At 64.0% G+C, this 12,050-nt stretch carries 13 protein-coding genes; 1 reads left to right on the top strand and 12 read right to left on the bottom strand.

Features of this window, described 5'->3' with window-relative positions; translation table 11 throughout:
* Positions 1 to 70: 70 nt before the first annotated feature.
* The 12 genes from MRUB_RS01535 to MRUB_RS01480 all read right to left on the bottom strand — a co-directional run bounded on the left by MRUB_RS01535 (position 71) and on the right by MRUB_RS01480 (position 10,719).
* A complete protein-coding gene (locus MRUB_RS01535) occupies positions 71 to 1,150 on the bottom strand; it encodes a sensor histidine kinase (RefSeq protein ID WP_015586294.1) in 1,080 nt (359 codons plus the stop codon).
* A complete protein-coding gene (locus MRUB_RS01530; protein WP_013012599.1) occupies positions 1,150 to 1,815 on the bottom strand; it encodes a response regulator transcription factor in 666 nt (221 codons plus the stop codon). The genes MRUB_RS01535 and MRUB_RS01530 overlap by 1 nt, the downstream gene beginning before the upstream one ends.
* A 48-nt stretch (positions 1,816 to 1,863) precedes the next feature.
* Complete coding sequence (locus MRUB_RS01525) at positions 1,864 to 4,284, bottom strand: heavy metal translocating P-type ATPase (protein ID WP_013012598.1); 2,421 nt, start codon at positions 4,282 to 4,284, stop codon at positions 1,864 to 1,866.
* A gap of 66 nt (positions 4,285 to 4,350) precedes the next feature.
* Positions 4,351 to 4,542, bottom strand: coding sequence for a hypothetical protein (locus tag MRUB_RS16045; protein WP_013012597.1), 192 nt, complete (start codon positions 4,540 to 4,542; stop codon positions 4,351 to 4,353).
* A 9-nt stretch (positions 4,543 to 4,551) separates the two neighbouring features.
* Positions 4,552 to 4,797 (bottom strand): hypothetical protein, encoded by a 246-nt coding sequence (locus MRUB_RS16040; protein ID WP_013012596.1) that lies wholly within the window; start codon positions 4,795 to 4,797, stop codon positions 4,552 to 4,554.
* A 43-nt stretch (positions 4,798 to 4,840) separates the two neighbouring features.
* Positions 4,841 to 5,470, bottom strand: coding sequence for a hypothetical protein (locus MRUB_RS01510; protein ID WP_013012595.1), 630 nt, complete (start codon positions 5,468 to 5,470; stop codon positions 4,841 to 4,843).
* 11 nt (positions 5,471 to 5,481) lie between these two features.
* Positions 5,482 to 5,715: an SHOCT domain-containing protein gene (locus MRUB_RS01505; protein WP_013012594.1), complete on the bottom strand. Its 234-nt coding sequence runs from the start codon at positions 5,713 to 5,715 to the stop codon at positions 5,482 to 5,484.
* Between the two features lie 85 nt (positions 5,716 to 5,800).
* Positions 5,801 to 8,296, bottom strand: a complete 2,496-nt coding sequence (locus tag MRUB_RS01500) for a heavy metal translocating P-type ATPase (protein ID WP_425277001.1) — start codon at positions 8,294 to 8,296, stop codon at positions 5,801 to 5,803.
* A gap of 14 nt (positions 8,297 to 8,310) precedes the next feature.
* A complete protein-coding gene (locus tag MRUB_RS01495) occupies positions 8,311 to 8,595 on the bottom strand; it encodes a metal-sensitive transcriptional regulator (RefSeq protein WP_013012592.1) in 285 nt (94 codons plus the stop codon).
* Between the two features lies 1 nt (position 8,596).
* The gene (locus MRUB_RS01490) at positions 8,597 to 8,794 is read right to left on the bottom strand and encodes a CopZ family metallochaperone (RefSeq protein ID WP_013012591.1); all 198 of its coding nucleotides are present in this window, start codon (positions 8,792 to 8,794) and stop codon (positions 8,597 to 8,599) included.
* 332 nt (positions 8,795 to 9,126) lie between these two features.
* On the bottom strand, positions 9,127 to 10,092 hold the full coding sequence (locus MRUB_RS01485; protein ID WP_013012590.1) for an alpha/beta hydrolase family protein: 966 nt from the start codon (positions 10,090 to 10,092) through the stop codon (positions 9,127 to 9,129).
* A gap of 18 nt (positions 10,093 to 10,110) precedes the next feature.
* Positions 10,111 to 10,719: a DUF3105 domain-containing protein gene (locus MRUB_RS01480; RefSeq protein WP_013012589.1), complete on the bottom strand. Its 609-nt coding sequence runs from the start codon at positions 10,717 to 10,719 to the stop codon at positions 10,111 to 10,113.
* A gap of 148 nt (positions 10,720 to 10,867) precedes the next feature.
* Between MRUB_RS01480 and MRUB_RS01475 the strand changes: the two genes are divergently transcribed.
* Positions 10,868 to 11,854, top strand: a complete 987-nt coding sequence (locus tag MRUB_RS01475; RefSeq protein WP_013012588.1) for a hypothetical protein — start codon at positions 10,868 to 10,870, stop codon at positions 11,852 to 11,854.
* The last annotated feature ends 196 nt before the right edge of the window (positions 11,855 to 12,050 follow it).

Below are 12,050 nucleotides of genomic sequence, written 5' to 3'. Positions count from 1 at the left end.
TGGAAGCTCGAGGGTTATCTATCGCTTCCAGCGCCATTGTGCAGAAGGGGTGTTAAGGCTTTGTAAAGTCTTAGGCCCTGGGCAGGGTAAACCAGAAGCAACTTCCCTTGCCCACTTCACTCTCGAAGCCCATCTGACCGCCCATGGCTTCAACCAGGCCCTTGGCAATGGTAAGGCCCACGCCACTACCCCCTGTATGGCGGCTGCGGGCAGGGTCGGCTCGATAAAAACGCTCGAAAATGCGGGGCTGGTGCTCGAGCGGGATTCCCACACCGGTATCACACACACAAATGCGCACGTGGTGCGACTGAAGGCTGGCGCTGAGCACGACCTCCCCTCCGGCTGGGGTATAGCGCAGGGCGTTGGAAAGCAGGTTGGAAAGCACCTGTTGTAGGCGCAACGGGTCGGCCCACAGCGCAACGGAAGAAGGGAGGGGATTTAGCTTTAGAGCCACCCCACAGGCCTCAAAGGCCGTCGCGTAGCGCTCGAGTGCTTCCTGGAAAGCGGCTTCTACAGCGACCACCTGGGGGTGCAGCTCCACCGCCTGGGCCTCGATGCGGGACACCAGGGCCAGATCGTCAATCAGGCGGCCCATGGCCCGCACCTCGCGTTCGATATGAGCTGCCGCTTGTTCGGGCGGCAAAACCCCATCTGCTAGGGCCTCGCTGTAGCCCTGCAGCGCGCTCAGGGGGGTACGCAGCTCATGGGCCACGCTACTCAGCAGTTCCGTGCGGTGTTGTTCAACTTTTTCCAGGGCCTCGGTCATTCGGTTGAAGTCCTGGGCCAGCGAGGCCAGCTCGTCGTCGCCCTGGACTTTTAGACGGTTTTGATACTGGCCCAAGGCTATCGCCCGGCTCCCCTGCGCAAGCTGGCGCACGCTTTGACTGATGCGCCTCGAGGCCAGCCAGGCCATAAGGCCCGCCAGCAACCCGGCCAAAGGCAGCGAGGCCAGCCAGGCCGTGGTCAGAGTCGAACGCAACCCGCGCTCGAGGTCGCTGCGCAACTCCAAGCTCTGGCTCCCCATCAGGGTCATCATCTGCTCGAGGTGGCTGCGGTAAAACCGGGGTGCAAGCCACTCGGCAAAGGCCAGCAAGGCCACCAGGGCCACCAGGGCCACCAACCAGTGGGTAATGAACAGGCGTACAAACATCATTCTCCCCGAAAGCGGTAGCCCACGCCGCGCACCGTCTCGATATACAGGGGGTTCTCCGCATCTTCTCCTAGCTTTTTACGCAAGCCTGCCACATGCACATCCACCACCCGATCCACCCCGGGAAAATCGCTCCCCCATACCCGCTCGAGCAGGCGTTCGCGACTCCACACCAGCCCCGGGTGCTGGGCCAGCGTCAGCAGCAGGTCAAACTCCAGCTTGGACAGGTTGAGGGCCTGCCCTTTGAAAAGGGCTTCGCGTTGACGGGGCCGTAAGATGAGATCGCCAAACACCAGTTCCTGTTTGAAGCCGCTACGGCGTAGTAGGGCCCGCACTCGAGCCACCACCTCACGGGGGCTAAAGGGTTTTGTGACGTAGTCGTCCGCGCCGAGCTCAAGCCCCTGGATGCGTTCTGCTTCTTCACCTCGAGCCGTCAGCATCAGCAAGGGCAGGTCGGGGTAGTCCCGGCGCAACTCCTGGGCTACTTGCCAGCCTGTAAGCTGGGGTAGCATCAGATCCAAAATCACCACATCGGCTTGGGGAAGGAGCTGAAGGGCCTCGAGCCCGTTGGTGGCCTCCAGCACCTCGCAGCCTTCTTGCCGCAAATACACCCCCAGCACCTCGCGAATAGCGGGGTCATCGTCTACAAGCAGCACCCGGGCCATACCTTATTGTGCGCCAGGCTTGGTTAAGCTTCCATAAAGAGCACATTGTTATGCACCAACTCCCTTTGTAAGCTCCCGAGGTCGGGATCTCACCCCCAGCAGCAGGGCGTTCAGCGTCACGATCACCGTCGAGGCGCTCATCAAGAGCGCCGCCCACTCGGGCCGCAGCAGCAGGCCGTAACTGTTGTAGAGCACTCCTGCCGCGATGGGGATGGCGAGCACGTTGTAGATGGCCGCCCAGAAGAGGTTTTGCTTGATCTTGCCGCGCACCTTGCGGGCCAGTTGGATGGCCTTGGCCACGTCGGCGGGGTCGTTCTTCACCAGCACCACCTCGGCGGACTCCACCGCTACATCCGTTCCTGCCCCGATGGCGATACCTACGTCGGCCTGGGCCAGTGCGGGGGCGTCATTCACCCCGTCGCCGACCATCGCCACCTTACGCCCCTGGGCCTGTAATTCCTTGACCTTGGCGGCCTTGTCCTCCGGCAGCACCTCGGCGATCACCGTATCTATGCCAATCTGTCGAGCCACAGCCTCGGCGGTGCGGCGGTTGTCTCCGGTGAGCATCACCGTCTCGATACCCAGCGCATGGAGCAACCCGACCGCTCGCTTGGCCGATTCGCGCACGGCGTCGGCCACCGCCACCACCCCAGCAGCCCGGCCATCCACCGCTACAAACATAGCCGTCTTGCCATCAGCAGAAAGCTGGGCTGCGCGTTCCTCGAGCGCCTCCACTGCCACCTTTTCCCGCTCCATCAGCTTCTTGTTGCCGATGAGCACCCTCTGCCCGTGCACCTTCGCCACCACCCCGTGACCCGGCACCGAGTCGAATTCCTCCGGCTGGTTCAGGGTCAGGCCCTGCTCACGGGCCGCCCGCACGATGGCCTCGGCCAGGGGGTGCTGCGAGGGCAGGTCGGCCGAGGCCGCCAGGCGCAGCAGTTCCTGCTCCGCCATGCCCCCAGCAGTGATCAGGTCGGTGAGGGCCGGTTTGCCCTCGGTGAGGGTGCCGGTCTTGTCGAAGATCACTGTGTCCACGCCCGCCGTGGCTTCCAGCGCCGTCGCGTTCTTGAACAGCACGCCCTCCCGGGCGGCCACGCCTACCCCTACGGTGATGGCGGTGGGGGTGGCCAGGGCCAGGGCGTCGGGACAGGCGATTACGATGGCCGAGACACCCGCGGTGAGGGCGAAGACCAGCCCCTGCGCGGCAAAGAAGTACCAGAACACGAAGGTCAGCAGGCCTGACCCCAGGGCGATGAACACCAAATACTTCCCGGCAATGTCGGCCAGGCGCTGGGCCGGAGCCTTGGAGGCCTGGGCGTTCTGCACCATCTGCACGATGCGCGAGAGGGCCGTGTCGGCCCCTACTGCCGTGGCCTCGAAGGTGAAAGCCCCGGTCTGGTTGACGCTCCCCCCGATCACCTTAGAGCCGGGAGCCTTGGCTACGGGGATGGGTTCACCGCTGATCATGGACTCATCGACGTAGCTCTGACCTGAGAGCACCACTCCATCTACCGGAACCCGGTCGCCCGGTTTGACCACAATTACGTCCCCTACAACCACCTGCTCGAGCGGGATTTCCACCTCCTGCCCCCCCCGCAGAACCCGGGCCGTGGCCGGGGCCAGTTTCAGCAGCGCCTCCACCGCCCGCCCGGTAGCGAAGCGCGAGCGCATCTCCATCCAGTGCCCAGCCAGGCTGAAGGTGGTGAGCATCGCGGCGGCCTCGTAGAAGACCTCGCCCTCGAAAAGGAAGGTGGCTGCCACCGAGAAAGTCCAGGAGACCAGAATGCCCGTGGCGATGAGGGTCATCATGTTGGCCTCGCCGCGCCGCAGTGCCCGCCAGGCCGCACGTATGAAGGGCCAGCCACCCCACCACACCACGGGGGTGCTCAGCAGGAAACCCCACAGTCCCATCGAAATACCAAAGGGTGGCATCTCAGGGAAACCCAGGGATCCGCCGATGGGTGAAAAGATCACGATGGGCAGGGTCAGCAAGAGCGAGACCACGAAGCGCCGCAGCATGTCAGCCACCATCGCCGCCCCATGCCCGGCGTGAGCGTCGTGCACTGGCGGCATGGCCGCGTGGTCGTGGGCTTTGGTCGGAGCAGTACGGTGTGCGTGGGGCTCTGTTACGACCTCATGGGCTGGGTGGTGATGGGGATGCGTGTGTGGCTGGTCATCCGAGCCGACCCTGGGATGGCCGGGCTGGCAGACCGAGGCCTCACATTCCTGGCAGGCGCAGCTATAGCCGCCCCGCTCGAGCCGCTCGCGCAAGTCCTGGGCACTGATTTGTCCAGGATCGAAACTGATGTGCGCTAGGGCGCGGGTGCGGTCGAGGTGGACGCTGCTGACGCCGGGCAGCCGGGCCAGGTGGCGTTCCAGGTCGGCTTGTTCGGAAGCGTCGTGGCAGTTTTTGAGGCTGAGCTCGAGTAACGCTTCGGGCAGGTGGGGATCGTGGTCTGCTTTCGACATGACTGAATCTCGTTGGGAGGTTTCTCTCTTTATTCCAACCCACCTGGGGTGGGGTATTGGATTGGTTTAGCCCTGTGGCTTACAAATCACCAACACCGGAATTGCCGCGATCAACTCTTCTTTGCTCTCGTAAGAAGGCCGCAGGAAGACCAACGTGGCGTTGGTCCAGTCTTGCACAGCGGCGATTTCGGTGTCGACGGGCAGCTTGAGGTGGGGATAGGCCCCGTACTCGACGTACATGCCGAAGCGCTCGGCCACGGCCACCCCTCACTTCGTTCGGCGAAACCACGCCTCGAGCGCCAGCACCTTGGGCAAGTCGAAGCGGACGACAAAGGGCAGAAGAAAAGCAGGCTTGCCGCAACTACCGCCCAGTCCCACCATCGGGAAGCCCGCGAGGCTGGGGGTTTGGTACTTGCGGCAGCGCTCGAGAAAGGCTTCGCAGTCGCGCACGAGGCCTTTACTGGCCTTGAGGCTGGCAACGTACTGACCCAGTGAAGCTTCGGTGATTGCCACGGTTTCTCCTCGAATCGCAATCCTAACCTGGCACGCATGTTCACTACTCGCCCAAGAAGACCCCATGCCAGGTGTGGATCCAGACCTCACCGGTATAGGCGCTCACCGACATCATGCCCTCGATCTCCTTGCGGCCAAAGTCAAAGGTGTAGTAACCGCTGAAAGCCTGGCCCTCCATGACCCTGGCTCCCGGCAGGTAGCCCTTGAGAAACTGTTCGGCCAGCTTCTGTGCGGCAGCCTTGTCGTAGCGCACAGCTACAGAAGGCTGGACTTGCATCATGCCCATGCCCCAGCGGGTGTTCCACATCATGTTGGGGCCGGGCTCGAGGTAGACGCTACCGGTGTAGCGATCGGCCAGGATCTCCACCAGCCCGTTCCCCTTGGCATCAACTACCTGGGCGTAGTAGTTTTCGCTGAAGCTCATGAAGTCCTTGAGCCTGGCCTCGGAACCGAAGCGTTTAGCGAAGGACTCGAGGCGAGCCCTGGCTTCGGCAGGGGGGATGGGCTGGGCTTGGGCGGGGTAAACGCTCATCATGCCCATTCCTCCACCCATCATTCCAGGGCCGTATCCGTAGCCGTGCATGGGGCCCCCGTAGCCCCACAGACCCTGGGTGAGGACAACGCCTACCAAAACCAGGCCTGTGATTCCCACCCAGAGCATCTCGCGTCGCATGTCAGACCTCCTCACCCATTCAGGTCGTGCTTCATGCGCTCGAAGGTCTCCTTATCGATCTCTCCTCTGGCGTAGCGTTCCCGCAGGATCTCCAGGGCGCGGTCTCTTCCCTCGCTCGAGGCTGGGCGGGAGAAAGCCCGCACCAGAAGGTAGATCAGTAGCACCAGGATGGCAAGCTGAATCAGCATGCCCAGCCAACCCCAGCCGCCCATCATGCCATAGCCATAAGGCCACCAGTGCATCATCTTCAACCTCCTTTCTCACCATAGGGGGGTGTTGTTAAGCTGGTATAAAGCACTCGAGTAAACGTTAAACGCTCCAGCGAGGCCTTTATCCCATTTCCCGTACCAGCTTTCCCATTGTGGTTTGTTCACCCGGCCCAAAGGGCGGCCTGAAAGCGCGCAGGCGCAGCGCGTTGGACAGCACAAACAGCGAGGAGAGGCCCATGGCCGCCCCGGCCAGCACCGGCGAAAGGAGCCAGCCCGTGAGAGGGTACAGGGCCCCGGCGGCCACCGGAATCAGGAGCACGTTGTAGGCAAAGGCCCAGAACAGGTTGAGCTGGATGTTCCTGAGGGTGGCCCTCGAGAGCGCCAGGGCATTGGGCACGCCGCGCAGATCGCCCGAGATCAAAATTACGTCGGCAGTCTCGATGGCTACGTCGGTGCCGGTGCCGATGGCGATACCCACATCGGCCTGGGCCAGCGCGGGGGCATCGTTGATGCCATCGCCCACGAAGGCCACCTTGTGGCCCTTGGCCTGCAACGTCCGTACCGCTTCGGCCTTGCCGTGGGGCAGAACTTCGGCCAGCACCTCGTCGAGGCCAAGCTGCCGGGCGATGGCCTGGGCGGTGCGGGTATGGTCGCCGGTAATCATGGCCACCCGCAAACCCAGGCGGTGCAGGGCGGCCACAGCCTCCGCGCTGCCGGGCTTGAGGGGGTCGGCCACGGCCAGGATGGCGGCCAGTTTTCCGTTGATGGCCGCGTAGAGGGGGCTTTTACCGGCTTCGGCCAGCTTCTGGGCCAGCGCCGCCAGGGTGTGCACCTCGAGGCCCAGTTGAGCCATATAGCGATCGGCCCCCACCTCCACCCGGTAGAGGCCCACCCGACCCCTCACCCCAAAGCCGGGGAAGGCCTCGAAATCTTCCGGCTCGGCCAGCTCGAGGCCCCTGGACCGAGCCGCGCGCACGATGGCGCGGGCCAGGGGATGTTCGGATTTCTGCTCGACCGAGGCCACCAGGCGCAGCACCTCGGCTTCGTCGAAGCCTTCCAGCACCTCGAGGTCGGTGAGTTCGGGCCTGCCCTGGGTGAGGGTTCCGGTCTTGTCGAGGGCGATGACGCGGGCCTCCTGCAGCGTCTGCAGGGCCTCGCCCCTGCGGAAAAGCACCCCCAGCTCGGCGGCCTTGCCGGTGCCCACCATGATGCTCACCGGGGTGGCCAGGCCCATGGCACAGGGGCAGGCGATAATCAGCACCGCTACGGTGTTGACCAGGGCATAGGTAAGGGCATTTTCGCCGCCCAATACCAGCCACACCCCTGCTGTAAGGGCGGCGATGGCCAGCACGATGGGCACGAAGACCGCCACCACCCGGTCGGCCAGGTTCTGGATGGCCGGCTTGGAGGCCTGGGCGTTTTCGACCAGCCGGATAATCTGGGCCAGCACGGTGCCCTCGCCCACCGCCGTAGCCCGGAAGGTGAGAGTTCCGTTCTGGTTCAGCGTCCCCCCCACCACCGGGGCCCCCTCGGTTTTGTAGACCGGGAGGGGCTCGCCGGTAATCATGGACTCATCCACATAGCTCTGCCCCGCGACCACCACCCCGTCCACCGGTATCTTCTCGCCGGGCCTGACCTGCACCAGGTCGCCCACCAGTACCTCGTCCACCGGGATTTCCCGCTCGAGGCCGTCCTGCACGATGCGGGCGGTTTTGGCCTGCAGCGAGAGCAGCCGCCGCATGGCCTCGGAGGTGCGGCCCTTGGCGATGGCCTCGAGGTACTTGCCCAGCAAAATCAGGGTGATGACCACCCCCGCCGCCTCGAAGTAGGCGTGGCGGGCCTGCGGGGGGAAGAGGCCCGGAAAAAGCACCACCCCCAGGCTGTAAAAGTAGGCCGCGCTGGTGCCAATCATCACCAGGCCGTTCATATCGGGCGAGCCCGAGCGCAGGCTCCTCCAGCCGTGGCGGTAAAAGCGCAGGCCAGGGCCAAACTGAATGGGGGTGGCCAGGGCCAGCATCACCCAGTTCAGGGCGCTCATCACCCCGTGCCCAAAGGTGCCCATCAACCAGGCCTCGACGGGCGGGAAGAGCATGGGCAGCATGGCGATCAGGAAGAGGGGCAGGGCAAACACCGCCGCGACCAGCAGCGCCCGGCGCAGGCTGGCCAGCTCGCGGGCGCGGGCCTCGCGCTCGAGGTCGGCGCGCTCCTGGCCCCTCCCCAGCTCGAGCACGCCGTAGCCCGCCGCGCGGATGGCCCGCTTGAACTGGGCCACCCCGGTGCTGGCCGGAAGGTATCTCACCAAAGCCCGCTCGGTCGCCAGGTTAACGCGGGCCTCCAGCACCCCGTCCAACTGCTGCAGGGCCTGCTCGACCCGGTTCACGCAGGCCGCGCAGGTCATGCCGGTAATGCCCAGTTCAACCTCGGCCACCTCCGGGGTATAGCCCGCTTCCCGTACCTTTTCCAGCAGGGCCTGGGGGGTGGTCTTCTCGGGGTCGTAGACCACCCGGGCGCGTTCGGTGGCCAGGTTGACCGAGGCCAGCGCCACCCCCTCGAGCTTTCCCAGCCCGCGCTCCACCCGGTTGACACAGGCCGCGCAGGTCATGCCCTGAACGCCGATTTGTAGCTCCTTGGTTAGCGGTATTTGAGCACCTCCATCAGTTCCTCTACCATCCTCTGGGTGTCGCCCCGCACAGCGGCGCTGGCCACGTGGTGCTCGAGGTGGCTTCTGAGCACCATCTCCCCCACCTTGTCGAGGGCCCCCTGCACGGCCTTAATCTGCTTGAGCACGTCCACGCAGTACGGCTCACCCTCGAGCATCTTGAGAATGCCCTCGAGGTGCCCCTTGGCCGAAAGCAGCCGGTTGCGGGCCTCCTGCCGCACCCTGGGGTCGAGGTGCAGGGTGTGTTCGTGGGTCATCTCAGGCCACCCGGGCGGTGTAACCCTCTTCCTGCACCGCCTCGATCAGCTTATCCACCGGCGCCGTCCCGGTTACGGTGGCCCGGCCCTCCTGCAGCGAGACCTCCACGTGCTCAACCCCCGGCACCTTTTTGAGGGCTTCGGTCACGTGACGCACGCAGTTGTTGCAGCTCATGCCTTCAATCTTGAGTTGGGTCATGGTTACCTCCACAGCGCCAGTATACCCACCCCCCCTGGGGTGGGGTAAGGACAAAAGTCACTTTTTGCTCGAGGCAGGCCAGAGCGGATTCAAGGGGATTGGGTCTTTTACCGTTTCCGCTTGAATCCTTCACCGCCCTGTAGTGAAGGATTCAAGCCGACCGAAGGGAGTAGAAAATCCTTTCGGTAGTATCGTTTAGGCTTGCCACAGTGAACGATACTGCCGGAATGCGTATTACCTCCAATAAGCCGAAACGGCATGGTAAAGTCCTCCCTACCGCGTAGGGGAGGCTTTAGCGTGCCACACCTGCGTCCGGGTGAGTCAAGCCCCTCTCAGCGCTTCAGGTAACGGTCGAAATAGGCCACCGAGCGCCGCATGGCCAGGCTAAAGCTCTGGCTCAGGTTGTGGTCGTTGCCAGGATAGGTAAAAAGCTCGTAGGGCCGCCCGGCGGCCCGCAGGTACTGGGCCAGGCGCTGGGAAAAGCTCACCGGCACCACCGTGTCGGCCAGGCCGTGGTGAAGCTGGATGGGCCCGACCCGCTCGAGGTAGTTGTGGGCGGTGATGGAGGCCCAGAAACCGGGGTTGCTCTCGGGCGAGCCGTAGCGGGCCAGAAACAGCTCACGCCGCCGCAAGGCGCCCGGCGGAAGCTGGGCCGGGGGGCTGCGCCGCCAGCGGTAGAGCAGGTCTTCGTAGGTGCCCACCACCCCCGCCCAGATCACCCCCACCCGGATGCGCGGCTCCACCACCATGGCCCGCAGGGCCAGGTAGCCCCCCATGGAGTGGCCCCAGATGCCGATGCGCTCGGGGTTGGCCTGGGGAAACCGGCGCAGCGAGGCAAAGGCGTTGAGGGTATCAATGGTGTAGTCCGGCGACCAGTAGGCCCCGCTGGCGGTGCCCTCGGAGTTGCCGTGCCCGCGCAGGTCAATCTTGAACACGATATAGCCGGCCCGGGCCAGCGCGTCCACATAGGCCCCATAGCGCTCGGTGGTGCGGTACTGGGCCGGTGGGATGTAGCCATGCACGAAGACGATGGCCGGCCAGCCCGCCCGGGGGCGTGCGCCGTTGGGAACGGTGAGCAGGCCGTAGATTTTCAGCCCCTCCGAACGGTATGAAGCAATATAGCGGCGGTAGTTGGCGCCGGGGGCCAGGGTTTGCTCGAGGGTGATGGCGCTGCCCGGATAGCTGCCCTGGCGCAGGGCCTCGATGGACATGGGATGGGCCTCGAGCCCCCCCTGGGCCAGCGCCGTACCCAGCAAGACCGCCAGCAGCGTTGTTCCAAAGCGCAGGGTGTGGCTCATGGTTGGCCGTGGCCTACTTTAGCGCACCGGGTTCTCCGGCCCCCGGCCCCGGTAGGCATCAATAAAGGCCGCAGCCAAAGCGGCATCCCAGGTCTCCAGGCGCAGCAGCTTGGTCCAGGCGGTGAGTTCGATGGTCTGACCCAGCCCTTGCTTGGGCACCACCACCAGCCCATCCCAGGCCCCGGTAAAGCGGCGCTGCCAGGCGCGAATCTGGCTCAGGGCCTCGGCTGAGGGCTGGTCGTAGTAAATGACGATGTTGCCGTGCTCGAGGGCGTGTACCAGCTTTTCCTTGGGCTCGGGGCGGGTGTAAAACCCCGGCTCCGTCCAGTTGGGCCAGTGCACCCCCGAGGTGGGCGGGTCGGTGGCATATACGATGGACACCCCGATGTTGCTATGGCCCCGCCCGGCATCGGGGTAGGTAATCTCCCGCGCCGCCAGACTGGCCTTGCCTGCCGCAACCAGCCTCTCAAAGGCCTGTGCGGTCTGCCTGGACTGCCACCAGAAATAGCCACCCACCAGCACCGCCAGCACCACCACCCCCCCCAGCACCCAGGGCATGGGCGAGGGCTTGGGCTGGGAGCGGTACTTGGCGGCTGCTTTCCTTTTCTTTTTTGATTGCGTTGCCATTGGATCACCCTTGAAACCCTAGCTTAGGAGCACTTTAGAATCTAGAGTACCCAATCATTTCACATTTTCCACCTTAAGGCTGGCTTAAGCTTATACCCCTCTGGCCTTCAGCTTTAAAGCGCAGCTTGTTAAACCGGGAGGAACAACCATGCACAAACACCTTCGCGCACTCGCAGGACTGGCCTTACTGGGGCTTCTGGCGGCTTGCAGCAATCCGTCCTCGAGCTCCGACCAGCTCAGCCAGAGCGATGCCCAGGCCCTATCTGAAGCGGTTCAGGGGGATCTGCAACTCACCGGCGCCATGCTCGGCGACGCAAGTACTGCCGCACTGGGCGCCCAGGGCCAGGTGGATGGCCTCGAGGCCGCCGCCCAGGCCTGGGGCCTGCCGCGTAGGGGCAGCCTGATTCTGCGGGCGGTGGGCGTGCTGTACCTACCCCCCACCTCCAGCGCCAACTGCTCCATCAGCACCAACCCCGCCACCCCGGTGGATGCCGACAACGACGGCGTACCAGCCAGCGCCACCACCACCTACGACTGCACCTATACCGGCCCTGGCAACACCAGCTACAGTCTGAAGGGCAGCGTGACCCTGCAAGACACCAACGACAACCAGCCCTACAGCGGCTACAGCGTTGCCTTCGACCGGTTCACCACGCGCCTGACCAGCGGCAACACCAGCATCGAGCGCACCCTGAATGGTAGCTACTCCATCGACAAGCAGGATGCCACCCTCTTCAAGATCACCAAGAATTACACCCATGCCGTCACCAAGACCGTCTTCAACAACACCTACACCGGCTCGCTGGTCTTTGATGTCAGCAAGACCTATGCCCCTGACCAGGACGGCAACAGCAACCCCTGGGATGCCGGCAGCATCACGGTTGAGCAAAACAACCCCGGCAGCGCCACCTGGACGCGCAACAACAACACCCGCAGCCTGATCTGGTACACCGACCCCAGCCTGCACTGGAACCGCGCAGCCTGCCAGAATCCCCTGGGCCGCCTGATGAACTTCGACAGCGGGGCCAAGGTGTTTGTCTACACCAACCCAGCGGGTGAAAGATCCACCCTGCGCATCGAGTTCAGCGGTTGTGGGCAGTTTACCGTGACCCTGAACGGACAGCCTGTGGAGTAATACGCATTTCGGTAGTATCGTTCACTTCGGCAAGCCTAAACGATACTACCGAAAGGATTTTCTACTCCCTTCGGTCGGCTTGAATCCTTCACCTCTGACTTCGTTCAACGGCGAAGGATTCAAGCGGAAACGGTATAATACCGGATTCAAAGCAACTATTCGGCTGGGGTGGGCGGTTCTCCAAATCCACCCCAGC

The sequence above is a fragment of the Meiothermus ruber DSM 1279 genome, from assembly GCF_000024425.1.
Classification (GTDB): Bacteria; Deinococcota; Deinococci; order Deinococcales; family Thermaceae; genus Meiothermus; species Meiothermus ruber.
This window is presented reverse-complemented; position numbering and strand designations above follow the sequence as displayed.